We start from the raw sequence: 24,920 nt of genomic DNA on the forward strand, positions 1-24,920 counted from the left end.
TACATGTTTCGAAATGTTGCAGAGTTGGTTGAACTTGCAGAAAGTCAGAACAAGAAAATTTCTGACATTATGATCGAACAGGAAATCGAGTTTACGGGAAAGACATTTGAACAGGTTTATAGTCAGATGGAGAAAAACCTGGAAGTGATGGAGCAGGCAGTAGCCAGGGGTCTCGAAGGGGTCAAGTCCCATTCAGGACTTACTGGCGGCGATGCCGTGTTATTACAGAAATACATTGATTCAGGTCGTTCCCTGTGTGGTGATACGATTTTGGATGCAGTGAGTAAAGCAGTGGCAACGAACGAAGTGAATGCAGCGATGGGAACGATTTGTGCTACGCCTACTGCGGGATCTGCCGGAGTGGTACCCGGAACATTGTTTGCTGTAAAGAATAAGTTGAATCCAACGAAAGATGAGATGATCCGCTTCTTATTTGCATCCGGTGCCTTTGGTTTCGTGGTGGCGAATAACGCATCCATCTCAGGTGCGGCTGGCGGTTGTCAGGCAGAGGTGGGATCTGCAAGCGGTATGGCTGCGGCTGCCATCGTGGAGATGGCCGGGGGGACCCCTGGTCAATCGGCAGAAGCCATGGCGATCACATTGAAGAACATGCTGGGTCTCGTATGTGATCCTGTTGCTGGACTGGTGGAAGTACCTTGTGTGAAACGGAATGCTATGGGAGCTGCTAATGCCATGGTTGCGGCGGATATGGCCCTTGCAGGGATCACGAGCCGTATTCCGTGTGATGAAGTGATCGATGCTATGTACAAGATCGGTCAAACCATGCCGGTAGCTCTTCGTGAAACGGCTCAAGGGGGACTGGCGGCTACGCCGACAGGTAGAGAGCTTGAAGCGAAAATCTTTGGGGTTTCCCTGAATAAACGTGAAGACTCATAATGAAGGACTGACAATCCAGAACATTAAGGGGATTGGTGAAGAAACAGCTTTACAGCTGAATGCAATGGGGATTCATTCCGTTCTGGATCTGTTGGAATATCTGCCTTACCGCTATGAGGATTACCGTCTTAGGGACCTGGAAGAAGTAGCCCATGATGAACGCGTCACGGTTGAGGGGAAAGTTCACTCGGAACCCGCACTGATGTTTTATGGGAGAAAGAAATCCCGTTTGACCCTGCGGATTCTCGTAGGGAGGAATCTGGTTCAAGCGGTATTTTTTAATCAGCCTTATTTGAAAAAGAAAATCAATCTTCATGATACGGTGACGGTGACTGGGAAATGGGATAAAAACAGGCAAATAATTACGGTCCAGTATTTTCAGTCTGGCCCTCATGATAAACAGGGGGATTTTGAACCCGTATATTCTTTGAAAGGCTCGGTGAAAAACAATACACTCAGGAAATTCATCAAGAAGGCTTTTAGTGATTACGGTCATTTGATCCATGAAAACCTTCCGGGTCATTTAATGGAAAAGTATAAGCTTTCAAGTCGGAAAGATGCCCTGTATCATCTTCACTTTCCCGACTCCACCGAAGATATGAAGCAGGCAAGAAGACGATTTGTTTATGAGGAATTCCTGTTGTTTCAGTTGAAGATGCAGGCTTTGAGAAAGTTTGAACGGGAGCATTCAAGCGGCATGTCTCAACATTATGATTTGGAAAAAGTCAAATCGTTCATTGATTCTTTACCGTTCCCATTGACCGATGCGCAAAAACGGGTGGTGAATGAGATTTCAGCAGATATGAAATCTCCCTATCGCATGAATCGCCTTCTCCAGGGGGATGTGGGGTCCGGTAAGACAGTCGTTTCCGCCATAGCCTTGTATTCAAGTGTAACAGCGGGTTATCAGGGAGCATTAATGGTCCCGACGGAAATACTGGCTGAACAGCATGCGAATTCCCTCAGCGAACTGCTCGGGCCGATGGGGCTTTCCGTTGCCCTATTAACCAGCTCTGTGAAAGGGAAGAAGCGTCGTCTTTTATTGGATAAACTGAAAGAGGGCGAGATTGATATTCTCATTGGTACCCATGCCCTCATACAGGAAGAAGTCGAATTCAAGCACCTTGGCCTAGTCGTCACCGACGAACAGCACAGGTTTGGTGTCAACCAAAGAAGGGTCCTCAGGGAAAAAGGGGAAAGTCCTGATGTATTATTTATGACAGCGACTCCGATCCCGAGAACACTTGCCATCACCGTATTTGGTGAGATGGATGTGAGTATCATCGATCAGATGCCTGCAGGCAGGAAGTCGATAGAAACCTATTGGGCGAAAGCGGATATGCTATCCAGAGTCCTTTCGTTCATGGATAAGGAGTTAGACCAGGGACGCCAGGCTTATGTGATTTGTCCATTGATCGAGGAATCCGACAAACTGGATGTGCAAAATGCCATTGATGTCTATAATCAATTGGTCCACTATTTTGAAGGGCGTTACAAAGTCGGTCTGATGCACGGGAGACTTCATCCTGAGGATAAGGATGGAGTCATGAGGGAATTCAGTGCGAACCAACTTCAAGTACTTGTTTCCACCACTGTTGTCGAGGTCGGTGTGAACGTTCCGAATGCGACATTTATGCTCATCTATGATGCAGAACGTTTCGGTTTGAGTCAGCTTCACCAGTTGAGAGGACGGGTAGGACGGGGAGAACATCAATCGTATTGTATTCTCCTTGCTGAACCAAAGACCGAAGTCGGGAAAGAACGGATGAAGATCATGACCGAAACGAATGATGGATTTGTTCTTAGTGAGAAAGACCTTGAGCTGAGGGGACCTGGTGATTTCTTCGGCAGAAAGCAGAGTGGTATGCCGGAGTTTAAAGTGGCCGATATGGTGCATGATTACCGTGCGCTGGAAGTAGCAAGGGACGATGCTCAAGTGTTGATCGCATCCGCTCAATTCTGGAGTGATCCAGAGTTTGAACCGCTCAGGAAGTATTTATCCGGATCGGGAATCTTAGAGGGTGAAAAGCTGGACTAGAAAGGCAGATTGTGAGATTATTTCTTGCAATCTGCTTTTTTAGATTATATACTACTATTAGTACCTAGTACTAATACTGGACGGTGTTAAAATTGAGACTTTCGAAAAAAGAAAGACAGGGAAACCTTACGGACACAATCAAAGTGAATCCTTTTATAACAGATGAAGAATTGGCTGAACGGTTTCGTGTAAGCGTCCAGACAATCCGGCTGGATCGAATGGAATTATCGATACCCGAGCTTCGTGAACGAATTAAGTACGTGGCAGAGAAATCGTTTGAAGACGAAGTGAAATCGTTGCCTATTGAAGAGATTATTGGAGAAATTATTGATATAGAGCTGGATCAAAGTGCGATATCCATTTTTGATGTGAAGCGGGAGCATGTGTTCATCAGGAATGGGATTGCGAGGGGGCACCACTTGTTTGCTCAGGCGAATTCCCTTGCAGTGGCTGTCATAAATGACGACTTGGCATTAACTGCGAAGTCAAACATCCGTTTTACCCGCCCTGTAAAGGAAGGCGATCGGGTGGTGGCGAAAGCGAAAGTGATACATATGAAAGATCAAAAAGACCGAACAACGGTAGAAGTTCAAAGTTTAGTCGGTGGTGAGCTCGTGTTTACCGGTGAATTTGAAATGTATCGCTCTAAAAAATCTGTAGAGGATGAAGAGTAGATGAAATTAGCCGTTGATGCAATGGGCGGAGACCACGCCCCGAAAGAAATCGTTCTTGGAGTGAAGCGCGCATTACGTGAATTCAATGATATTGAAGTACTTTTATACGGGGATGAAAAGCAGATCAAACAGTATGTCACCCCGGAAGATCGCCTGACGATCGTCCACACCGATGAAGTGATTGAAGGGACGGATGAACCTGTCAGAGCGGTGAAACGTAAGAAGAATGCTTCGATGGTACTGATGGCTCAAGCCGTGAAAAATGGGGAAGCCGATGCCTGCATTTCAGCAGGAAATACAGGTGCCCTTATGACGGCGGGATTGTTCATTGTAGGGAGAATTGATGGGATTGAGCGGCCTGCATTGGCACCGACCCTTCCGACCCTTGATGGTAAAGGATTCCTCATGCTTGACCTTGGGGCGAATGTCGATGCGAAACCCGAGCATCTTGCACAATACGCAGTCATGGGAAGCATTTATTCCGAGAAAGTAAGAGGGATCAATCACCCGCGTGTGGGCTTATTGAACATCGGAACGGAAGATAAAAAGGGAAATGAATTAACAAAGAAAACCTTCCAGTTATTAAAGGAACTCCCTATCAATTTTGTAGGGAATGTGGAATCCAGAGACCTGCTGGACGGGCCGGCCGATGTTGTCGTGACGGATGGGTTTACCGGGAATATGGTATTGAAGACGATTGAAGGGACTGCCCTGTCCGTCTTCTCCATGTTGAAAAAAACGTTCACGTCCTCAACGAAAAACAAACTTGCCGCAGGACTTGTGAAGAATGACCTGAAGCAATTAAAGAATATGCTCGATTATACAGAGTACGGCGGGGCCGGCCTGTTCGGCCTGAAGGCACCCGTCATCAAAGCTCATGGTTCTTCCAATGAAGTGGCCCTGTATAATGCCATGAGACAAGCAAGGGAAATGGTGAAGCACGACGTTTCCAATACGATAAAAGATGCTATTAATGGGAGTGTGGAATAATATGAGTAAAATCGCGTTTATCTTTCCCGGGCAAGGTTCCCAAACGGTGGGGATGGGGAAAGAATTAGCCGGGCAATATCCTGATGTGCAATCCTATTTCAGTAAAGCCGATGAACGATTGGATACCAAACTTTCAACGATCATCTTTGAAGGTCCCCAGGAAGAGCTTACCCAGACAACGAACGCTCAGCCGGCTCTCCTGACGACGAGCATGGCCATCCTTGCGCGCTTGAAAGCCGAGGGGATTACGGCAGATTACACAGCAGGTCACAGCTTAGGGGAATATTCTGCCCTGGTGGCTGCAGGTGCCATCGGATTTGAAGATGCTGTGTATACCGTTCGTAAAAGAGGGGAATTCATGGAAGAAGCAGTACCAAGCGGAGAAGGAACGATGGCGGCCGTCCTTGGTTTGGGCCGGGAACCATTGAAAGAAGTGACAGACCTTGTAACCGAGGAGGGCCATCCCGTTGGGCTCGCGAACTTGAATTGTCCGGGTCAGATTGTCATTTCAGGTACCGTAAAGGGAGTGGAGCTCTCTTCAGACAAAGCGAAGGAAGCCGGAGCGAAGCGGGTCATCCCACTTCAGGTAAGCGGGCCTTTCCATTCCCAATTGATGAAACCTGCTGCCGAACAGTTCGTTTCAATCCTGGATTCAATCACGATCAAAGACGCAGACGTACCCGTCATTGCGAATGTGACTGCAGAGCCTGTAACAGGACATGAAGAGATCAAGCGTTTATTAATTGAACAATTGTACTCGCCTGTACAATGGGAAGATACAGTCGAGAAGCTTCTTGAACTGGGTGTGGATACATTCATCGAAGTGGGACCAGGTAAAGTCCTTTCAGGTTTAGTGAAAAAAGTGAACAGACGTGTGAAGACTTATGCTGTTCAAGATGAAGCGTCCTTACAACAAACCATTCAAGCGCTGAAGGAGGAAGCTTAAATGAATTTAGAAGGTAAAGTGGCACTTGTGACAGGAGCATCCCGTGGAATCGGACGGGAGATCGCTCTTGAACTTGCCCGTGAAGGTTGTAATGTCGCCGTGAATTACGCCGGTAGTGAAGCGAAAGCAAACGAAGTCGTGGATGAAATCAAGAGTTTGGGCAGAGAAGCAATCGCCGTACAATGTAATGTATCGGATGCTGAAGGTGTTCAGGCTATGGTTAAGGAAACGATCGGTGAATTTGGGTCCATCGATATCCTTGTGAACAATGCCGGCATCACCAAAGATAATCTGTTGATGAGAATGAAAGAAACAGAATGGGATGATGTCATCAACATCAATCTGAAAGGTGTATTCCTGTGTACGAAGGCCGTTACACGTCAAATGATGAAACAAAGAAGTGGTCGAATCATCAATATTTCATCCATTGTCGGAGTGAGCGGGAATCCGGGACAAGCAAATTATGTAGCAGCCAAATCAGGTGTGATCGGTTTGACGAAAACGACAGCGAGAGAACTTGCTCCCCGTGGAATCACAGTGAATGCCGTTGCCCCTGGCTTCATCTCGACGGATATGACCGATCAGCTTCCTGAAGATGTACGTAGTGAAATGTTAAAACAAATCCCGTTAAGCCGTTTTGGCGCTCCCGGGGATATTGCGAAAGTAGTGACATTTGTTGCATCCGATTCCGCATCGTATATGACGGGGCAAACGCTTCATATTGACGGCGGAATGGTCATGTAATGGGAAGAATGAAATAATTTATTCATCGTTTTCATGTATACTCTTTTCATTAGAGGTGGAAATGCTCTATAATACTTGAGGGGAGGTGACAAAAATGGCAGAAGTATTAGATCGTGTAACAAAAATTATCGTTGATCGTCTAGGTGTAGATGAATCTCAAGTAACTCTTGAAGCTTCTTTCAAAGAAGATCTAGGAGCTGACTCCCTTGATGTAGTTGAGCTGGTTATGGAACTTGAAGATGAATTCGATATGGAAATTTCTGACGATGATGCTGAAAAAATCGGCACAGTAGGTGATGCTGTGAACTACATACAAGCAAAGGCTTAATCGTTAGATTGAATAGAGGGATGGGTGACCCATCTTATATTCTAACCATTTGAAACTTGGTAGGGGTTGAACCCCTACCAAGTTTATTTGTGTTCTAACATCATTGTTTAAGAAATTTTTGCGTAAATGATTTTTTTAGAATAAACTTGATTAGTATACAATGAGAACATATTAGCAAGGTGGAGTGCCTGATGCGGAAGCAAAACAGAAGTAATGGATTATCTAAACATAAAAATGATTTGAAATTCAAGACATTTCAAAATCAAATGGGAATTCAATTTAAAGATGAAAAACTCCTTAAACAAGCTTTTACTCATTCATCCTATGTGAATGAGCATCGTCGAAAACCATATGAAGATAATGAACGCTTAGAATTTCTCGGGGACGCCGTTCTGGAACTTACGGTATCTCAATTTCTTTTCAAGAAATACCCCATGATGAGTGAAGGGGAACTTACCAAGTTAAGGGCGGCCATCGTATGTGAACCTTCCCTGGTGAAGTTCTCAATTGAACTGAATTTCGGTGAACTCATCCTATTGGGTAAAGGTGAAGAAATGACGGGGGGACGTGAGAGACCGGCTTTACTCGCCGATGTCTTTGAAGCGTTTATCGGGGCAGTATACTTAGATCAAGGATTAGAAACAGTCATCTCTGTCCTTGAAAAAGTGGTCTACCCAAAAATCAATGTCGGTGCTTTTTCTCATGTGATGGATTATAAGAGTCAGTTACAAGAGCTGGTTCAAAGGGGCAGTGCAGGAATGATCGAATATAGTATCCTGGAAGAAAGCGGCCCTGCCCACAATCGTCAGTTTATTTCAAGGGTGAGTTTAAATGATGAAGAGTTGGGCATTGGAAATGGCCGGTCAAAAAAAGAGGCTGAACAAAAAGCCGCACAGAAAGCTCTGGAAAAGTTAAAACAAAAGCTGGACGAGAAATAGGGGGAAAGAAGATGTTCCTCAAACAACTAGAAGTAATGGGGTTTAAATCTTTTGCAGAAAGAATATCCGTGGAGTTTGTCCCGGGTGTCACGGCTGTCGTTGGACCAAATGGCAGCGGAAAAAGCAATATTATAGACGCAATCAGGTGGGTGCTTGGTGAACAATCAGCAAAAAGCCTGCGCGGGTCGAAAATGGAAGACGTCATTTTTGCCGGAAGCGATTCAAGGAAAGCCCTCAATATAGCGGAAGTGACCCTTGTCTTGGACAACGAAGACGGCGCACTGCCCATCGATTATAGTGAGGTCAGTGTCACAAGGAGAGTCTACCGTTCTGGAGATAGTGAATATCTACTGAATAAACAGCCGTGCAGGTTGAAGGATATCATTGAACTGTTTATGGATTCAGGGTTAGGAAAAGAAGCTTTCTCGATTATCAGTCAGGGCAAAGTGGAAGAGATCCTGAACAGTAAGCCGGAAGAAAGAAGAACCATCTTCGAAGAGGCTGCCGGGGTATTGAAGTATAAATCACGGAAGAAAAAAGCTGAAAATAAGCTATTTGAAACACAAGAAAATCTTAATCGTGTCAATGACATCCTTCATGAATTGGAAGGACAGGTAGAACCCCTGAAGCTCCAGGCTTCCATGGCCCGTGATTATCTGGAGAAGAAAGAGGAGCTGGAGAAGTTCGAAGTCGCCTTGACTGTGTATGATATTGAGGACTTACATAAGCAGTGGGAGAAGCTGAGCGGAGAATTCGAACAGCATGGACAGGAAGAATTGGTCCTTTCCTCCCGCATTCAGAAGAAAGAAGCCGTCCTGACACAAACAAGGGATAAAATTGCCGCTCTCGATGAGTCGATTTCAAACTTACAGGAAGTGCTCCTATCTACAAGTGAAGAATTAGAGAAACTTGAGGGCAGGAAGCAAGTACTGGTTGAGCGGAAGAAAAATTCGTCCACCAATGAATCACAGTTGAAGCAATCGATTGAAGAAGCTGAAAATCAAATCGAACGTTTAGTTTCTGAAAAAGAAAAAGCAAACCGCGACTTCAAGAGGATCGATTCTGAAGTGTCCGGTTTAAAAGAACTCCTTGTCACGAAGCAGAATCAATTCAAGCACTATAACGAAAATATTGAAGATGTGATTGAATCGTTTAAAAGTGATTACATTGAAAAGCTCAATCAACAGGCCTCTGCAAAAAATGAGATTCAGTATCTCAAACAGCAGCTGGAACAGCAGTCCAGTCGCAGTGGTCGATTAGAAGCGGAAAATGAAAAGTATGTTTCTCAACGTGAAGAACTACACTTGCGTCACAGGGAACGATCGAAAGAACTTCAAGGACAAAAAGAACAGATCGATGAGCACATCTTCTTGTATCGTGAGGAACAAAAGAAGCTTGAATCCGTGAAATCCAAGTATGAAAAGCAGGAGAAGACGCTTTATCAGGCGTTCCAATTCCTGCAACAAGCGAAGTCCAGGAAAGAGATGCTCGAAGAAATGGAAGAAGACTATTCAGGTTTCTTCCAGGGGGTAAAAGAAGTCCTGAAAGAGCGGTCGGGTCAATTAACCGGTATTCAAGGGGCGGTAGCGGAGCTAATAACGGTTCCTAAATCATATGAAACGGCTATGGAAACGGCTCTTGCTGCTTCGATGCAGCATATCGTAGTCGATACAGAAGAAGATGGACGTAAAGCCATTGCCTTTTTGAAGAAACATCAATATGGCCGTGCCACGTTCCTGCCGATGAACGTAATCAAAGGGAAATCCATACCTGAAAGCCAAAAGAATATGCTGAAAGGACATCCTTCCTTTGTAGGCGTGGGAGCTGATCTATTGCATTTTGATGATCGCTTTCAATTGGTGATTTCAAGCCTTGTGGGAAATGTCATCATCACAAAGGATCTAAAGGGTGCAAATGAAATTGCAAAGCTTGTTCAATATCGCTATCGATTGGTTACGCTGGATGGAGATGTTGTCAATCCCGGGGGATCCATGTCCGGGGGTACGGTGAAACAGAAGAAAAATTCCCTTCTATCAAGAAAAGGGGAGCTGGAAGAGATGAAAGAAAAGCTTTCCAGTATGGAAGTTCAGACAGAACAGCTTCAATCCCAAGTAAAATCTCTTAAAGAAGAAAGCAGTTTTCGCGAGAAGAAACTGGAAGAATTGAGAGTGAAGGGGGAGAGATTGCGTCTCAAAGAACAGGAACTCCTCTCCCAACTTCGTGAAATTGAACTTTCCCAGCAGAACCTGGATGAAAGACTGTCCCTGTATGACCTGGAGAAAAAGGATTTTACGTCAATCAAAGAAAAGCATGATTCCAGAACAAAAGAATTGGAAGCTTCTCTCAGGAAGATAGGGGAAGAGGTTACTCAGCTTGATCAAAAGATCAATGAGCTGACTCTACAGAAAAATAGTGAACGGACGTCCAAAGACGCTTTGTTGAATGAAATCAGTGACATTAAAGCGAATCTTGCCGCACGGAATGAACAGTTGGTGAACAGCCGACAGCAACTGAACCGGGTGCAGGATACGATGGCTGAGACAAACAGGCGAAAGATAAGTCTCCAGGAAGACCTGGAATGGTTGCAGACAGAAATGAAGGATAACTTCTCGGGTGAAGAGCAGCTTGGAATAAAAGCAGACGAGTGTGCCGTGCAAAAGGAAGAAACGTCCAAGTTGATTGCTGTCCGCAGGGACGAGCGCTCCAAGCTTCAGCAGATTGTCGATGATGAGGAGATGGAGTTAAAAGAATTGAAGCGTCTTCATAAAGGTTTGGTCGGTGCTCTCCGGGATGAGGAAGTGAAAATCAATCGTCTTGATGTAGAACTTGAGAACCGTCTTGATCATTTACGGGATGAATACATGCTTTCATTTGAAGCGGCAAAAGAGGACTACCCCCTCTCCATCGAAGTGGAAGAGGCAAGGAAAAAAGTGAAACTTGTGAAATTAGCACTGGAAGAGCTCGGGACCGTCAATCTGGGTGCGATCGATGAATATGAACGAGTGAAGGAAAGATACGAATTCTTGGTTGATCAGAAGAATGATCTGACGGAAGCGAAGGACACTCTGTACCTGGTCATTAATGAAATGGATACCGAAATGATCAAACGTTTCGATCAAACCTTCACGAGTATTCAAGAGGAATTTGAAGGTGTATTCAAAGCCTTGTTCGGCGGTGGAAGAGCAGAGTTGAAGCTGACCGATCCGTCTGATCTGCTTCATACTGGTGTGGATATCGTAGCCCAGCCGCCCGGGAAGAAGCTGCAGAACCTGGGGCTTATGTCAGGTGGGGAACGGGCTTTGACGGCCATTGCCCTACTGTTTTCCATTTTGAAGATCCGCCCTGTCCCATTCTGTATACTGGATGAAGTGGAAGCGGCCCTGGACGAAGCGAATGTGCAGAGATTCAGTCAATATTTAAAGAAATTCAGTGATGAAACACAATTCATTGTCATCACCCACCGTAAAGGTACCATGGAAGAAGCCCATGTATTGTACGGGGTTACGATGCAGGAATCCGGAGTGTCTAAACTGGTATCAGTAAGGCTACAGGAAACAAAGGAACTACTTGAAACTTAAATAAGGGTGTGGAAAAGTGAGTTTTTTTAAGAAGCTTAAAGATAAATTTACGCAGTCCAGTGATAATGTCACTGAGAAATTTAAAGATGGGTTGAGTAAAACAAGAAACAACTTCACGTCAAAGGTGAATGACCTGGTGGCGAGATACCGTAAAGTCGATGAAGAATTCTTTGAAGAGCTGGAAGAAATCCTGATCGGAGCGGATGTCGGATTTGATACCGTCATGGAGCTCATTGATGAACTTAAACTTGAAGTGAAGCGAAAGAATATTCAAGATACGGAAGATGTCCAATCCGTCATTTCAGAGAAGCTTGTTGAGATCTACCAGGGCGATCGCGAAGAGGACAGTACCCTGAATATCCAAAACGATCAACTGACGGTATTGCTATTTGTCGGTGTGAACGGGGTAGGGAAGACGACCACCATCGGGAAAATGGCTCATATGTTCAAGGAACAGGGCAAAAATGTGGTTCTTGCTGCAGGGGATACGTTCCGTGCAGGAGCCATCGAGCAGCTTGAAGTATGGGGTGAACGTGTCGGGGTCCCGGTCATTAAGCAGGCGGCGGGAAGCGATCCTGCGGCTGTGATGTTCGATGCCGTCCAATCTGCCAAAGCGAAAAAGGCGGACATACTCATTTGTGATACGGCAGGAAGATTGCAAAACAAAGTGAATTTGATGAAAGAGCTTGAAAAGGTGAAACGGGTCATTGAACGAGAAATTCCAGGAGCCCCTCACGAAGTATTACTCGTTCTTGACGCCACCACAGGTCAAAATGCCATGGTGCAGGCGAAAACCTTTAAAGAAGCCACAAACGTCTCAGGTATCGTCCTGACGAAGCTTGATGGGACCGCTAAAGGCGGAATCGTGCTCGCCATCCGGAACGAGCTCGAAATCCCCGTGAAATATGTGGGTCTGGGAGAAAAAATGGATGACCTCCAACCGTTCGATGCTGAAAAGTATGTATATGGTTTATTCTCAACCCTCGTTGATGAAGAAGAATAGATCATGATCCACAAGAGAGCCTGCCAGACTATTCGTTTAGTCTGGCAGGCTGCTCTACTTTTCTCTATGAAAAATCCGCTACTAACCTTGACAATCGCCCGTAAACACTGTATTCTTCATATGTAAAGGTTTTTCACTTAACAAGGAGGGATATCCGTGCTGGAGAAAACGACCAGAATGAATTATCTCTACGATTTTTATCAATCTTTGTTAACTCCCAAGCAGAGAAGCTATATGTCCCTCTATTATCTGGATGATTTCTCTTTAGGTGAAATCGCTGAGGAATATAATGTCAGCCGTCAGGCAGTGTACGATAACATCAAGCGGACAGAGGCCATGATCGAGGAGTACGAAGAAAAGCTTTTATTATTTAAGAAATTTCAAGAACGCAACGAGATTCTTGATCAACTCAGACAAAAAATAGAAGAGCCATCAATCGATTCTTCTCATTGTTTAAAACTCATTGATGATCTTGAAATATTGGATTAGGAGGCGGCATGAATGGCATTTGAAGGATTAGCCGACCGACTGCAAGGTACAATACAAAAAATCCGTGGAAAAGGAAAGATCTCAGAAGCGGATGTTAAAGAAATGATGCGTGAAGTTCGTCTTGCTCTTTTAGAAGCAGACGTTAATTTTAAAGTGGTGAAGCAATTCGTCAAGAAAGTAAGTGAACGGGCTGTCGGACAAGAAGTCATGAAGAGCCTTACACCGGGTCAACAGGTCATTAAAGTTGTTCAGGAAGAGCTTACGAACTTGATGGGTGGCGAACAAAGTCAGATTGCCGTCGCTAAACGTCCACCGACTGTCATTATGATGGTAGGTTTACAAGGTGCAGGTAAAACGACGACCACTGGTAAGCTTGCGAACCTGCTTCGAAAGAAACATAACCGCAAACCGCTGTTGGTGGCGGCTGATATTTACCGTCCCGCTGCCATTAAACAGCTGGAAACGATCGGAAAGCAATTAAGCCTTCCCGTGTTTTCACTTGGGGATCAGGTAAGCCCGGTTGAAATTGCGAAAAAAGCAATCGAAAAGGCAAAAGAAGAACATCACGATTATGTTCTGATTGATACGGCAGGTCGACTTCACATTGATGAAAACCTGATGGGAGAACTGAAGGAAATCAAAGAACTCTCCAATCCGGACGAGATTTTCCTCGTGGTGGATGCCATGACCGGTCAAGATGCAGTAAATGTCGCTCAAAGCTTCGATGATGCTCTTGGCATTTCGGGTGTTGTCCTGACAAAACTCGACGGTGACACCCGGGGTGGTGCAGCGTTATCCATCCGTTCCGTCACTGAAAAGCCTATTAAATTTGTAGGTATGGGTGAGAAAATGGATGCCTTGGAAGCCTTCCATCCTGAGCGTATGGCATCACGGATCCTTGGTATGGGAGATGTGTTATCTCTCATTGAAAAGGCTCAGGCCAACGTGGATGAAGAGAAGGCCAAAGAATTGGAACAAAAAATGCGCACCATGTCTTTCACCTTTGATGATTTCCTTGATCAACTAGGTCAAGTGAGGCAGATGGGGCCATTGGACGAGCTTCTCAAAATGATGCCTGGAGCAAACAAGATGAAGGGTCTGGATAAGATTCAAGTCGATGACAAGCAGATCAGTCACGTAGAGGCCATCATCCAATCCATGACAGGTGATGAAAAAACCCACCCGGAAACAATCAATGCTTCTCGTCGTAAACGGATTGCAAAAGGGAGCGGTACATCCATTCAAGAGGTGAACCGTCTTCTGAAACAATTCGAGGACATGAAGAAAATGATGAAACAGATGAGTGGGATGCAAGGAAAAGGCAAGAAAAAAGGGATGAAATTCCCATTTATGTAAGCAATCCGTTCGGTTTTTCGAAAGAAAAATTGAACTGTTAAGAAAAAACACTTTACAAACAAAATACACATTTGATATTATACTAACTTGTGTGAAACTATTCGGAGGTGCTTTAATTATGGCAGTAAAAATCAGATTAAAACGTATGGGAGCAAAAAAATCTCCTTTCTATCGTATCGTAGTTGCAGATTCTCGTTCACCACGTGATGGACGTCAAATCGAAACAGTTGGAACTTACAACCCGGTTGCTAAACCAGCTGAAGTGAAAATCGATGAAGAGTTAGCTCTTAAATGGTTATCAAATGGTGCTAAGCCATCTGACACAGTTCGTAACCTATTCTCAAACCAAGGCATTATGGAAAAATTCCACAATGCTAAAAACAGCAAGTAATCGATTAGATCGATGAAAGATCTTATTCTAACGATTGTGAAACCCTTGGTTGACCATCCGGACTCTGTCCGCGTCGATTTGGATGAAGGAACGAACGGGTTAACTTATAAGTTATCTGTTCACCCCGAGGATATGGGTAAGGTCATTGGGAAACAGGGGCGAGTAGCTAAATCGATTCGAACTGTGGTATACGCTGCAGCAGGATCTTCACAACAGAAGAAAATTTTCTTAGAGATAGTGGAGTAAGAAAGCTTCCTTAAGCTCATTACAACAAGCTCTAAGAATCAGGGGACTGACCCACAAAGGTTACTACTTAGCCTTAAGACGTCAGTCCCCTTTTTCATAGGGTTGACCGCCGTGTAATGGTATACTATCGTCAGAAGGGTTCTGAAAGCCCCCATACAAGCCGTTTCTCCCCTAAGGACACCCTTAAGACGATACATCAGTGAGGGGTGAATAAAAGGAGGAGGAAAGACGTTGAACGTGATACATACGATAACCATAAAACAAGTCCTCACAAAAAAGAGTAAGGACCTGTTAATGAAACGCTATGAAAATCAAAAGTTTCATCTAAAAAAGGAAAGTGATCAGCTCCAGTTCGAAATGAAAAAGATTGAACGCGGCAAGAAATACCCCACTCATAAATTAAATCAGCATTTTGAAAGAGAATTGAATGAACGGGCAGAAAAAATCAAGCTGTTGGATTTTCAAATGGAACAGCTGAATATCCTCCCGATCGGCAGCGAGCTGAAGGAAAAGGAAGTCCAGGGTATGATGGAGATTCAAGTTGGTGACAATTGGGAGGAAGAAACCCTTTCAAAGACGATTGTCATAGAAGACGGCATAGTGAAAGAAATACGTTAATGCAAGAGGTGAATGCGATGGAAAAGTGGTTTAATGTAGGTAAGATTGTCAACACTCATGGAGTGAAAGGGGAAGTGAAGGTCGTTTCGACGACAGATTTCCCCGAAGAGCGTTATCAGAAAGGGAACACTCTTTATTTGTTCCGGAATGGCCAGGAACCCCTCGGTCTCGTGATCAAATCTCACAGAAACCATAAAAGTTTTGATTTGCTTACGTTTGAAGGGTATGAAAATATCAATGATGTCGAGAAGTTTAAAGAAGGCATCCTGAAGGTGCAGGAAGACCAGTTACAGGAACTGGACGAAGGAGAATACTATCTCCATGAAATCGTCGGCTGTAGGGTAGTGACGACTGCAGGAGAAGAGCTGGGTACCGTCAAGGAGATTTTAAGTCCGGGTGCGAATGACGTATGGGTAGTGAAGGGTGAGCGAGGGAAAGAGTACCTCATCCCCTACATAGAGGATATCGTGAAAATGGTTGATATTGAAGATCAGCTTATTACCATTGAGCCGATGGAAGGTCTCTTGTCATGATGAGAATTGACGTGCTCTCTTTATTCCCTGGTATGTTCGAAGGGATCTTTGGTGATTCCATCTTAAAAAAGGCCACTGAGAAAGCAGCCGTTACGTATAATGTGATTAACTTCCGTGAGTACGCTGATAACAAACATAATCAAGTGGATGATTACCCTTACGGCGGGGGGGCTGGAATGGTGTTGAAGCCTCAGCCCATATTCGATGCAGTCGATGCCTTGAAAAAAGAAGAGGAATCTACGCCGCGGGTCATCCTCATGTGCCCACAGGGAGAACGATATACCCAGCAAAAGGCTGAGGAACTGTCGAAAGAAGATCACCTCGTGTTTATTTGCGGTCATTATGAAGGATATGATGAACGAATCAGAGAGCACGTGGTAACCGACGAAATCTCCATTGGTGACTATGTGTTGACCGGTGGGGAACTCGGTGCGATGGTAGTCATAGATAGTGTTGTCCGTCTGCTTCCGGGAGTCCTTGGGAATGTGGATTCCCCCATACTGGATTCGTTCTCTTCAGGTCTCTTAGAGCATCCTCATTACACCCGACCTTCCGATTTCAGAGGGATGAAGGTACCTGGAGAGCTGATTTCTGGAAACCATCGTCTGATTGATGAATGGAGAGAGAAAGAGAGCCTGAGAAGGACCTATGAGAGAAGACCGGATCTATTAGAGAGTTATCCCCTCACAGATCGACAGAGGGCGTGGATAGAGGAATGGAGAAACTCTAAATAGGCTATTGCATCCTGAATGCCTGTATGATATTATATTCTTTGTGGCTTGAGGAGTTAATTCCTGAAGTCATGGATCCCGATGTTCCGCTGCAATCAATCGCTTTTGTAAGAGCATCTGTTGGAAGGAGTTGAATAAGATGCACAAATTAATCGAAGATATTACGAAAGAACAACTTCGCTCTGATCTACCATCTTTCCGTCCTGGTGATACAGTACGTGTACACGTTAACATCGTTGAGGGTACTCGTGAACGTATTCAGGTATACGAAGGAGTAGTAATCAAACGCCGTGGTGGCGGTATCAGCGAAACATTTACTGTTCGTAAAATTTCTTACGGTGTAGGTGTTGAGCGTACTTTCCCAGTACACACACCTAAAATCGCTAAATTAGAAGTTATTCGTCGCGGTAAAGTCCGTCGTGCGAAACTTTACTACCTACGTAATCTACGTGGTAAAGCGGCTCGTATTAAAGAAATTCGATAAGAACGTAAGAAAAGGAGCTTGGAGACAAGCTCCTTTTCCTTTTTCTAAAACCCTTCGTTCAAGGGAAAGAAAAGAGAATATCGACTATTTTCGGGAAACCACCAATTTTTAATGAGAATTAGAAGAATTTCTAGTAGAATAGAAAAAGATAGAAAAAATCATGGGTGGTGGAGATGTGGTTAAAGAAAAAAACGAGTGGTGGGAATGGATGAAGGCCCTGTTAATCGCAGTTGGATTAGCAGCTATCATCAGATTCTTTTTATTTGCCCCCATCGTAGTTGACGGATTATCAATGATGCCTACTTTACATAATGGTGACCGAATGATTGTAAGTAAACTGGGGGAGCCTGAGCGCTTCGATATCGTCGTTTTCCATGCCCCTGAGCAAAAGGATTATATCAAACGGGTCATCGGCCTGCCGGGGGATAAAGTAGAGTATAAAAATGATACATTATATATAAATGGAAAAGCCTATACTGAACCATATCTCAAGGAATACAAAGATCAATTGGACGGCGGTGTCTTAACCGAAGATTTCTCATTAAAGGATATAACCGGTGAAGAAAGAGTACCGGATGGAGAAATTTTTGTTATGGGGGATAACCGTCGATTCAGTAAAGATAGCCGTCATATCGGGACGGTCTCGACCGATGAGGTAATCGGGGACACGAAAGTGATCTATTGGCCTGTTAAAGATTTCGGTTTGGTGAAATAATAGAAAAAAGTGTTTGGAGGTGGTCATATGACGATACAATGGTTTCCAGGGCATATGGCTAAAGCTCGTAGACAAGTTACTGAGAAATTAAAACTTGTAGACATAGTGATTGAATTAGTAGATGCAAGAATACCGTTATCATCGAGAAATCCGATGATTGAAGAAATCATCGGTCAAAAGCCGCGACTCGTCTTATTAAATAAGGCAGACATGGCAGACGCAAACAGGACCAATCAGTGGATTGCCTACTTTAAAGAACAGGGGATCACCGCACTTGCGGTCAATGCACAAGCCGGCAAAGGACTTCAAGTCATCGTGCAGGCTGCTAAAGAGATCCTGAAAGATAAATTCGATCGCATGAAGTCCAGGGGAATGAGACCCCGGGCGATCAGGGCAATGATCGTGGGGATTCCAAACGTGGGTAAATCCACCTTGATCAACAGGTTGGCGAAGAAGAACATCGCCAAAACAGGAAATACACCTGGTGTGACGAAAGCCCAGCAATGGATCAAGGTCGGTAAAGAGCTTGAACTGCTCGACACCCCCGGCATTTTATGGCCGAAGTTCGAGGATCCCAAAGTAGGCTATAAACTTGCATTGACGGGAGCAATCAAAGATACCATCCTGAATTTGCAGGACATTGCCGTATATGGCCTTCGTTTTCTTGCAGAGCATTATCCAGAGCGATTAGAGGAGCGTTACGGCCTCGAAGGGATATCTGAAGAGGTAGTGGATAGCTTTGATAAGATCGGGGCTAAAAGAGGCTGTCTGATGGCGGGTGGAGAAGTCAATTATGACAAGACTTCTGAAATCATCGTCAGGGATATACGGAATGTTCAGTTAGGACCCATGACATTTGATTTTATTGGTGAAGCTGAAACAGATAGTGAATAATGGCAGAGGCTGTATAAAGGGAATGGATCTCTTTGACACAGCCTCTTTATTTTTGTGCGGGATATCCGATATAGATGAGGAGGAACATACGTGACGAAAGTACATAGAACGATCAGTGAAATCAAACAATTGATCGGGACACTGAAAGAGTCTGATCCGATTTTGGAAGAATTGAAACTGGACGAGAGAAAAGGTGTTCAGAAACTGCTGCTTCAGATCGAAAGGGAACGAAAGAAACAGGCTAAGGAGAAAAAGGAGTTTCAAGACCTCACACGATATGAGCAGGAGCTACGTCTTCAAGGGTTTACCCGTATCGCCGGGATAGACGAAGTGGGAAGGGGACCTCTTGCAGGGCCGGTCGTAACGGCGGCCGTCATCCTTCCCCAAGACTTCTACCTGGCAGGATTGAATGACAGCAAGAAACTTTCAGAAGGTAAAAGAGAAGAGTATTATGAATACATCCAACATCATGCGATTTCAATTGGAGTTGGAATGGTCCACGCGGAGGAGATCGATTCCATCAATATTTATCAAGCAACGAAAAAAGCGATGAATGAAGCAATCGTAAAGCTACCGGTTCAGCCTGATTACTTATTGATCGACGCAATGAAGATTGTATCGCCGTATCCGAGTCAGTCAATCATCAAAGGGGATTCGAAAAGCATATCCATTGCGGCAGCTTCCATTATCGCAAAGGTTACGAGAGACAGGATGATGAAGGAATATGCGAAAAAATATCCCGGCTATGCTTTCGAGAAAAATGCAGGGTATGGAACAAGAGACCATTTAATTGGGCTTGAGCAATTAGGAGTGACTCCACTTCACCGGAAAAGCTTCGCACCGGTAAAGGAGCTTCTGCAGACAAAGGGATAAGCGTTTTTAACAAATTGTAGGATGAATACCATGGGACAGGGGATGAGAGAATGACCCACATTCACGGTACTGCAAGGAATCAGACACTGTCCTCCCTTGGTGGAAAACCATTTTCGGTCCAGGGAGGAAAGATTATCTATATAAAGGTACATAAGTTGATGGGTGACGATCTGGCAGAAGTTTCTGCAAACGGCCAGCGGTTCTTGGCAAAGCTTGAATCTCCTTTGAAAGAAGGAGAGCGTCAATGGGTGGAAGTGAAGCAGACAGAGACAGGAATCAGCCTCAAATTGATCCCGTCTCCTCAAAGCGATGGTGAGGGTATGGCTTCTAAGCTCCTGAATCATCTATCCGTTTCGGACGATGAGAAAGAAATGACTTCTTTGGTCAAGGAGCTTGTGAAGGATAAGATACCGATCCATAAAGAGATGCTGGCGTTTGCAGGGAAGCATGTGACAGGGAAAGATGCACCTCTTCATTCAAAGATCATTGTGGAAATGGCTAAGAGGAACATGCCATTTACAGACAGGGTATTCCTTTCGATGAAAGCCGGGGAAAAGGGTGATTTTATTTCCATGCTTGACACTCTTTCTTCAAGGTTAAAAGAAGCGGGAGGAGATGGAGGAACTCTTCAAATGATTCAAAGGCTTCAGGAACCGTTGAGAAGAAATATATCTGAAAATATTCTCATCAAAGCCTTGACGGGTTTAGCGGATTCCTCCCAGACCTACGCTACCCGTTTGGGACATTTCGATGTATTGAAGTCCCTTGGATTCATCCCGGGCGAAACGGTCATGAATCAATGGAAGGAAGGATTATCGGGTATGATCCTTGATAGGGTGACATCAGATATGGGGGTCGAGCTGTCGTCATCTGAAGGGCTTCGAAGCGTTCGTAACCAGGCTTCAGGATCCGGTCAGGAATCCACAAAGCAAGCTTCCTCCCTTGTGCATAAATGGATGAACGTCCTTACAGGCTCACAAACCCGCCTGGAGGGAATCGAAGAGGAGACGCCTGAAGCAGCGGCGAGACAGCTCATCGAATTAGCAGGGAAAGAAAGGCTAGTGGAAGTGAACGTTAGCAGGCTTGAACAGATATGGGGGAAAGGTGCCCCTTCCTCCAATCAGGCAAAAATCTTTCAGATGCTTCACCACCAGACGGTATCGGACCTGACGGAACAAATTCAGGGAGATGAATTGGTCAAAGTGTTAAAAAGGGTGATCGGTGACTTTGGAATCAACTATGAAGCTCAGGTCCATAAAGGATATGACGTCCAGGGCCAGACACTGAAGGAGCATCTTATCGGGCTAAGCCAGAACCATCCGGCGTCGGACATTCGCCAATTAGCCGATGACATTGTTCTGAGAATGAACCATCAAGTGCTTCATTCCCAGGATCCATCCCCTCTCCTAACAATCGTGCAACAGTTTCCAATGTACCTGTTTGGACGAAACACGGATATCACCTTACAATGGACAGGAAAAGAGAAAGAAAAGGGAGTCATTGACGGTGACTATTGTCGAGTTTTATTTTACCTGAATATGAAGGAAATGGATGAAACCCTGATCGATATGCAGGTTCAGCACCGTGTCATTTCACTTACCGTTTGGAATGACCATCCCGCAGCATTAGCGTTGTCCCAACCTCTCATTCCTGATTTGAAACATGCTCTCGAGAAATTGGACTATCAGTTATCCGCCGTAAAGGTGAAGAAACCCGATAAACACGAAAGCCTCTCAGAAAGAATCTTAGGGGATGAGTTCAATCAGACATTTTCCGGAGTTGATGTTAGGATATGAAAAGCCGGCACGAGAGAAAAGAAGCGATCGCTCTGGGGTATAATCAGCAGGACGGGTCGGCCCCGAAAGTCGTGGCAAAAGGAAAAGGGATGATCGCTGAAAACATCCTGTCAAAAGCGGGGGAGCATGGAGTGCCTGTTCAAGAGGATAAGAGCCTGTTATCCCTGCTCGGCAACCTGGATATCGGTGAATCCATCCCGGAGGAATTATACGGGGCCGTAGCGGAAGTGTTTGCGTTTATCTACCGTTTGGACAGAGACATATCCAGGAAAGAATAACCGGATAGAAGTCACCGTGAAGATGAAGGCTGCTAGATTGATTAGGTGAAATATATTTTTTGAGTATAATAATTTATGTGCGTTTCTCCCAGTGAAAATGGCTTGATATGGATGGATTCTATCAAAATATGTTCAGAATTTTTAAATTAATATAATATTTTTAGCATAATGGTAGACATATATACTGTCATTTTATACAATGAAAGCGCAGTCTATTTTTTGAAGAGTTTGATAGGAGGATGGAAAATGAATATCCATGAATATCAAGGTAAAGAAATCCTCAGAAATTACGGGGTATCCGTACCAAATGGTAAAGTGGCTTTTACAGCTGAAGAGGCAGTAGAAGCGGCGAAGACGTTAGATTCTAGCGTATATGTTGTAAAGGCGCAAATCCACGCAGGTGGCCGGGGTAAAGCTGGCGGAGTCAAAATCGCCAAGAGCCTTGACGAAGTGCGTACATATGCAGAGGAATTAATCGGAAAAACTTTAGTTACTCACCAAACGGGTCCTGAAGGTAAGGAAGTAAAGCGCTTACTTATCGAAGAAGGCTGTGATATTAAGAAAGAGTACTATGTAGGTCTTGTACTCGACCGCGCAACTTCACAGGTTGTCCTGATGGCTTCTGAAGAAGGCGGAACGGAAATCGAAGAAGTAGCGGAACAAACACCTGAGAAAATCTTTAAAGAGTACATTGATCCAGTGGTTGGATTAACAGGTTTCCAAGCGAGACGTATTGCATTCAATATCAATATCCCTCAAAAACTTGTAGGGAAAGCAGCTAAGTTCATGATGGGTCTTTACAATGTGTACATCCAAAAGGATGCTTCCATAGTTGAAATCAACCCGTTAGTCGTGACAGGTGATGGAGACGTCATGGCACTTGATGCGAAGTTCAACTTCGATTCAAATGCATTATACCGTCAAAAGGATGTCATCGAATTACGAGATCTAGAAGAAGAAGATGCAAAAGAAATCGAAGCTTCCAAATATGACCTGAGCTATATTTCCCTTGATGGTAATATCGGCTGTATGGTTAACGGAGCAGGACTTGCCATGGCAACGATGGACATCGTGAAGCATTATGGCGGAGATCCCGCTAACTTCCTGGACGTTGGGGGCGGTGCAACGGCAGAGAAGGTAACGGAAGCATTCAAAATCATCCTTTCTGATGAAAACGTTAAAGGTATATTCGTCAATATCTTCGGTGGAATCATGAAGTGTGACGTCATTGCAACAGGTGTAGTTGAAGCCGCTAAACAAATCGGTCTTCAAGTACCACTGGTGGTTCGTCTTGAAGGGACGAATGTTGACTTAGGAAAAGAAATCCTTAATGAGTCAGGATTGAATATTATTGCAGCTGAATCCATGGCAGACGGCGCACAAAAAATCGTTGAGCAAGTAGGCTGAGAAAGGCGGGGGACTAATGAGCGTATTTATTAATAAAGATACCAAGGTTGTTGTACAAGGAATTACAGGATCAACAGCTCTTTTCCATACAAAGCAAATGCTTGAATACGGTACACAGATCGTGGCAGGTGTTACACCTGGAAAAGGCGGAACAGAGGTTGAAGGCGTACCTGTTTTCAATACTGTGGAAGAAGCGAAGAAAGCAACTGGCGTAAATGCTTCCGTTATTTATGTTCCTGCTCCATTTGCAGCAGATGCAATCATGGAAGCGGTAGATGCCGAGCTTGATTTGGCCATTTGTATCACAGAGCATATCCCTGTATTGGATATGGTGAAGGTAAAGCGTTATATGGAAGGCAAGAAAACACGCCTTGTCGGGCCTAACTGTCCTGGAGTCATCACTCCTGATGAGTGTAAGATCGGAATCATGCCTGGCTACATCCATACAAAAGGCCACGTTGGGGTTGTTTCCCGTTCTGGTACACTGACGTATGAAGCCGTTCACCAACTTTCACAAGCTGGAATCGGACAGTCTACGGCAGTAGGTATCGGTGGAGATCCTGTAAACGGTACAGATTTCATCGACGTATTGAAAGCATTCAATGAAGATGAGGATACGTATGCCGTGATCATGATCGGTGAAATCGGAGGTACTGCAGAGGAAGAAGCCGCTGAGTGGATCAAGGCTAACATGACGAAGCCAGTAGTAGGCTTCATCGGTGGACGTACGGCCCCTCCAGGGAAACGTATGGGTCATGCCGGTGCGATTATTTCAGGTGGTAAAGGGACGGCAGATGAGAAAATCCGCGTCATGAACGAATGTGGAATTCAAGTTGCGCCGACTCCATCTGATATGGGTGAAACATTGATTACGGTTCTTAAAGAAGAAGGAATCCTCGATAAATGTAAAACGCATTAATCTTTTACTGAGACTGACGGCTTGGCTGTCAGTCTCAGTTTTATCTATATAAATGATCGTTAGGAGGCTTTTAATGGAAGGAAACCGTCACCTTGTCTTTCATATTCATCACTGCCGAGGAATCGGCTTAAAAGGAATCAAACGATTGGTTCAAACCCATCAGGATCTTTACTCTGTCCTTCGACTCCCTAAATCAAAGCTCCAACAAATAACCCATGCTACTACTACGAATCTAGAAACCTTCTATAAAGACCTCCATTCCTTTCCTTCAAAGCGCTATATGAAGCTCTATGCCGAGAACCATATAGAGTGGATCACCGTGTTTGATGAAGATTATCCCGCCTTGTTGAAAAATGTATATGATCCGCCATTTCTACTCTTTTTAAAAGGGGACAGGAAACTTCTCCACGCTTCTCCAAAATTGGCTGTCATAGGCTCCAGAAACGCCACTTCCTACACAGAAAAAGTACTTCACACCATGATTCCACAACTGGTCAAACGTGAAGTTGTGATCGTAAGCGGACTGGCTAAAGGGGCTGACACAATCGCTCATAAAGAAGCGATAAGGTCAGGTGGCAGAACGATCGGTGTGCTCGGAGGAGGATTCCAGCATATTTATCCTAAGCAAAATGTTGATTTGGCCAATCATATGATGGACCATCACCTCCTCCTTTCGGAATATCCCCCTTATATCAAACCTGAAAGATGGCATTTTCCATTTAGAAATCGAATCATCAGTGGCCTCAGTGATGCGGTACTTGTCACCGAAGCGACAAAAAAGAGCGGTACGTTCATCACGGCTGATTATGCATTGAATGAAGGGAGAGAAGTCCTGTGTTTACCAGGGTCCATACACGATCCGTTGGCAGAAGGAACAAACACCCTGATACAAGAAGGTGCCAAAATGGTTCTGTCAATAGAAGACATATTCTCAGAGCTCAGTGTATAAACTTCAAAAATATGATGTAAAATCTATTAATAAAGGGTTTTTGTGAACATGAAACAGCGAATATCACATGTAATTCATACAAAATGGTTGCATTTATGGTAAAAC

The 24,920-nt window shown here is 44.5% G+C and carries 26 protein-coding genes; all 26 read left to right on the forward strand.

Features of this window, described 5'->3' with window-relative positions:
- The first annotated feature begins 3 nt into the window (after positions 1 to 3).
- The 26 genes from sdaAA to dprA all read left to right on the forward strand — a co-directional run bounded on the left by sdaAA (position 4) and on the right by dprA (position 24,815).
- Complete coding sequence (sdaAA, locus tag M1J35_RS12045; protein WP_034755730.1) at positions 4 to 897, forward strand: L-serine ammonia-lyase, iron-sulfur-dependent, subunit alpha; 894 nt, start codon at positions 4 to 6, stop codon at positions 895 to 897.
- Entirely contained in the window at positions 884 to 2,935 is a 2,052-nt protein-coding gene (recG, locus tag M1J35_RS12050) for an ATP-dependent DNA helicase RecG (RefSeq protein WP_371928664.1), read from the forward strand. Before sdaAA ends, recG begins: the two co-directional genes overlap by 14 nt.
- A 92-nt stretch (positions 2,936 to 3,027) precedes the next feature.
- Positions 3,028 to 3,609 (forward strand): transcription factor FapR, encoded by a 582-nt coding sequence (fapR, locus tag M1J35_RS12055; RefSeq protein WP_254651311.1) that lies wholly within the window; start codon positions 3,028 to 3,030, stop codon positions 3,607 to 3,609.
- A complete protein-coding gene (gene plsX / locus M1J35_RS12060) occupies positions 3,610 to 4,599 on the forward strand; it encodes a phosphate acyltransferase PlsX (RefSeq protein WP_254651312.1) in 990 nt (329 codons plus the stop codon). It begins immediately after the preceding gene.
- A gap of 1 nt (position 4,600) precedes the next feature.
- The gene (gene fabD / locus M1J35_RS12065) at positions 4,601 to 5,545 is read left to right on the forward strand and encodes an ACP S-malonyltransferase (protein WP_254651313.1); all 945 of its coding nucleotides are present in this window, start codon (positions 4,601 to 4,603) and stop codon (positions 5,543 to 5,545) included.
- Positions 5,546 to 6,289 carry a 3-oxoacyl-[acyl-carrier-protein] reductase gene (gene fabG / locus M1J35_RS12070; protein ID WP_224520284.1) on the forward strand — a complete coding sequence of 248 codons (744 nt, stop codon included), beginning with the start codon at positions 5,546 to 5,548 and terminating at the stop codon, positions 6,287 to 6,289.
- A gap of 94 nt (positions 6,290 to 6,383) precedes the next feature.
- On the forward strand, positions 6,384 to 6,617 hold the full coding sequence (gene acpP, locus M1J35_RS12075; RefSeq protein WP_034755712.1) for an acyl carrier protein: 234 nt from the start codon (positions 6,384 to 6,386) through the stop codon (positions 6,615 to 6,617).
- 191 nt (positions 6,618 to 6,808) lie between these two features.
- Positions 6,809 to 7,555, forward strand: coding sequence for a ribonuclease III (rnc, locus tag M1J35_RS12080; RefSeq protein WP_254651314.1), 747 nt, complete (start codon positions 6,809 to 6,811; stop codon positions 7,553 to 7,555).
- An 11-nt stretch (positions 7,556 to 7,566) separates the two neighbouring features.
- Positions 7,567 to 11,133, forward strand: a complete 3,567-nt coding sequence (gene smc / locus M1J35_RS12085) for a chromosome segregation protein SMC (RefSeq protein ID WP_224520283.1) — start codon at positions 7,567 to 7,569, stop codon at positions 11,131 to 11,133.
- A gap of 16 nt (positions 11,134 to 11,149) precedes the next feature.
- Complete coding sequence (ftsY, locus tag M1J35_RS12090; RefSeq protein WP_159361863.1) at positions 11,150 to 12,136, forward strand: signal recognition particle-docking protein FtsY; 987 nt, start codon at positions 11,150 to 11,152, stop codon at positions 12,134 to 12,136.
- Between the two features lie 177 nt (positions 12,137 to 12,313).
- Entirely contained in the window at positions 12,314 to 12,625 is a 312-nt protein-coding gene (locus M1J35_RS12095; protein WP_371928757.1) for a putative DNA-binding protein, read from the forward strand.
- A 12-nt stretch (positions 12,626 to 12,637) separates the two neighbouring features.
- Positions 12,638 to 13,981: a signal recognition particle protein gene (ffh, locus tag M1J35_RS12100; protein WP_254651315.1), complete on the forward strand. Its 1,344-nt coding sequence runs from the start codon at positions 12,638 to 12,640 to the stop codon at positions 13,979 to 13,981.
- Positions 13,982 to 14,099: 118 nt separating this feature from the next.
- Positions 14,100 to 14,372 carry a 30S ribosomal protein S16 gene (gene rpsP / locus M1J35_RS12105; RefSeq protein WP_034755689.1) on the forward strand — a complete coding sequence of 91 codons (273 nt, stop codon included), beginning with the start codon at positions 14,100 to 14,102 and terminating at the stop codon, positions 14,370 to 14,372.
- Positions 14,373 to 14,384: 12 nt separating this feature from the next.
- The gene (locus M1J35_RS12110; protein WP_034755686.1) at positions 14,385 to 14,618 is read left to right on the forward strand and encodes a KH domain-containing protein; all 234 of its coding nucleotides are present in this window, start codon (positions 14,385 to 14,387) and stop codon (positions 14,616 to 14,618) included.
- Between the two features lie 231 nt (positions 14,619 to 14,849).
- The gene (locus M1J35_RS12115; protein WP_224520281.1) at positions 14,850 to 15,236 is read left to right on the forward strand and encodes a YlqD family protein; all 387 of its coding nucleotides are present in this window, start codon (positions 14,850 to 14,852) and stop codon (positions 15,234 to 15,236) included.
- 17 nt (positions 15,237 to 15,253) lie between these two features.
- Positions 15,254 to 15,769, forward strand: a complete 516-nt coding sequence (gene rimM, locus M1J35_RS12120) for a ribosome maturation factor RimM (RefSeq protein ID WP_224520280.1) — start codon at positions 15,254 to 15,256, stop codon at positions 15,767 to 15,769.
- Entirely contained in the window at positions 15,769 to 16,503 is a 735-nt protein-coding gene (gene trmD, locus M1J35_RS12125) for a tRNA (guanosine(37)-N1)-methyltransferase TrmD (protein ID WP_254653748.1), read from the forward strand. Before rimM ends, trmD begins: the two co-directional genes overlap by 1 nt.
- A gap of 136 nt (positions 16,504 to 16,639) precedes the next feature.
- Positions 16,640 to 16,984 carry a 50S ribosomal protein L19 gene (rplS, locus tag M1J35_RS12130; protein WP_032088854.1) on the forward strand — a complete coding sequence of 115 codons (345 nt, stop codon included), beginning with the start codon at positions 16,640 to 16,642 and terminating at the stop codon, positions 16,982 to 16,984.
- Positions 16,985 to 17,159: 175 nt separating this feature from the next.
- Entirely contained in the window at positions 17,160 to 17,699 is a 540-nt protein-coding gene (lepB, locus tag M1J35_RS12135) for a signal peptidase I (protein ID WP_034755663.1), read from the forward strand.
- 27 nt (positions 17,700 to 17,726) lie between these two features.
- Positions 17,727 to 18,593, forward strand: coding sequence for a ribosome biogenesis GTPase YlqF (gene ylqF, locus M1J35_RS12140; RefSeq protein WP_224520278.1), 867 nt, complete (start codon positions 17,727 to 17,729; stop codon positions 18,591 to 18,593).
- A gap of 90 nt (positions 18,594 to 18,683) precedes the next feature.
- Complete coding sequence (locus M1J35_RS12145) at positions 18,684 to 19,466, forward strand: ribonuclease HII (RefSeq protein ID WP_254651316.1); 783 nt, start codon at positions 18,684 to 18,686, stop codon at positions 19,464 to 19,466.
- A 50-nt stretch (positions 19,467 to 19,516) separates the two neighbouring features.
- Positions 19,517 to 21,262 (forward strand): hypothetical protein, encoded by a 1,746-nt coding sequence (locus tag M1J35_RS12150; protein WP_254651317.1) that lies wholly within the window; start codon positions 19,517 to 19,519, stop codon positions 21,260 to 21,262.
- Positions 21,259 to 21,540 (forward strand): EscU/YscU/HrcU family type III secretion system export apparatus switch protein, encoded by a 282-nt coding sequence (locus tag M1J35_RS12155; protein ID WP_224520275.1) that lies wholly within the window; start codon positions 21,259 to 21,261, stop codon positions 21,538 to 21,540. Before M1J35_RS12150 ends, M1J35_RS12155 begins: the two co-directional genes overlap by 4 nt.
- 246 nt (positions 21,541 to 21,786) lie before the next feature.
- The gene (gene sucC / locus M1J35_RS12160; RefSeq protein WP_034755652.1) at positions 21,787 to 22,947 is read left to right on the forward strand and encodes an ADP-forming succinate--CoA ligase subunit beta; all 1,161 of its coding nucleotides are present in this window, start codon (positions 21,787 to 21,789) and stop codon (positions 22,945 to 22,947) included.
- Positions 22,948 to 22,963: 16 nt separating this feature from the next.
- Positions 22,964 to 23,866: a succinate--CoA ligase subunit alpha gene (sucD, locus tag M1J35_RS12165; protein ID WP_034755649.1), complete on the forward strand. Its 903-nt coding sequence runs from the start codon at positions 22,964 to 22,966 to the stop codon at positions 23,864 to 23,866.
- A 73-nt stretch (positions 23,867 to 23,939) separates the two neighbouring features.
- Positions 23,940 to 24,815: a DNA-processing protein DprA gene (gene dprA, locus M1J35_RS12170; RefSeq protein WP_254651318.1), complete on the forward strand. Its 876-nt coding sequence runs from the start codon at positions 23,940 to 23,942 to the stop codon at positions 24,813 to 24,815.
- Positions 24,816 to 24,920 lie beyond the last annotated feature (105 nt).

Source organism: Rossellomorea sp. KS-H15a, assembly GCF_024195245.1.
Taxonomy (GTDB): Bacteria; Bacillota; Bacilli; order Bacillales; family Bacillaceae_B; genus Rossellomorea; species Rossellomorea vietnamensis.

Coding starts and splice junctions, on each gene's coding strand:
- sdaAA (WP_034755730.1), top strand. CDS start 4: ATGTTTCGAAATGTTGCAGAGTTGGTTGAACTTGCAGAAAGTCAGAAC.
- plsX (WP_254651312.1), top strand. CDS start 3,610: ATGAAATTAGCCGTTGATGCAATGGGCGGAGACCACGCCCCGAAAGAA.
- fabD (WP_254651313.1), top strand. CDS start 4,601: ATGAGTAAAATCGCGTTTATCTTTCCCGGGCAAGGTTCCCAAACGGTG.
- fabG (WP_224520284.1), top strand. CDS start 5,546: ATGAATTTAGAAGGTAAAGTGGCACTTGTGACAGGAGCATCCCGTGGA.
- acpP (WP_034755712.1), top strand. CDS start 6,384: ATGGCAGAAGTATTAGATCGTGTAACAAAAATTATCGTTGATCGTCTA.
- rnc (WP_254651314.1), top strand. CDS start 6,809: ATGCGGAAGCAAAACAGAAGTAATGGATTATCTAAACATAAAAATGAT.
- smc (WP_224520283.1), top strand. CDS start 7,567: ATGTTCCTCAAACAACTAGAAGTAATGGGGTTTAAATCTTTTGCAGAA.
- M1J35_RS12095 (WP_371928757.1), top strand. CDS start 12,314: ATGAATTATCTCTACGATTTTTATCAATCTTTGTTAACTCCCAAGCAG.
- ffh (WP_254651315.1), top strand. CDS start 12,638: ATGGCATTTGAAGGATTAGCCGACCGACTGCAAGGTACAATACAAAAA.
- rpsP (WP_034755689.1), top strand. CDS start 14,100: ATGGCAGTAAAAATCAGATTAAAACGTATGGGAGCAAAAAAATCTCCT.
- M1J35_RS12110 (WP_034755686.1), top strand. CDS start 14,385: ATGAAAGATCTTATTCTAACGATTGTGAAACCCTTGGTTGACCATCCG.
- rimM (WP_224520280.1), top strand. CDS start 15,254: ATGGAAAAGTGGTTTAATGTAGGTAAGATTGTCAACACTCATGGAGTG.
- trmD (WP_254653748.1), top strand. CDS start 15,769: ATGAGAATTGACGTGCTCTCTTTATTCCCTGGTATGTTCGAAGGGATC.
- rplS (WP_032088854.1), top strand. CDS start 16,640: ATGCACAAATTAATCGAAGATATTACGAAAGAACAACTTCGCTCTGAT.
- ylqF (WP_224520278.1), top strand. CDS start 17,727: ATGACGATACAATGGTTTCCAGGGCATATGGCTAAAGCTCGTAGACAA.
- M1J35_RS12150 (WP_254651317.1), top strand. CDS start 19,517: ATGACCCACATTCACGGTACTGCAAGGAATCAGACACTGTCCTCCCTT.
- M1J35_RS12155 (WP_224520275.1), top strand. CDS start 21,259: ATGAAAAGCCGGCACGAGAGAAAAGAAGCGATCGCTCTGGGGTATAAT.
- sucC (WP_034755652.1), top strand. CDS start 21,787: ATGAATATCCATGAATATCAAGGTAAAGAAATCCTCAGAAATTACGGG.
- sucD (WP_034755649.1), top strand. CDS start 22,964: ATGAGCGTATTTATTAATAAAGATACCAAGGTTGTTGTACAAGGAATT.
- dprA (WP_254651318.1), top strand. CDS start 23,940: ATGGAAGGAAACCGTCACCTTGTCTTTCATATTCATCACTGCCGAGGA.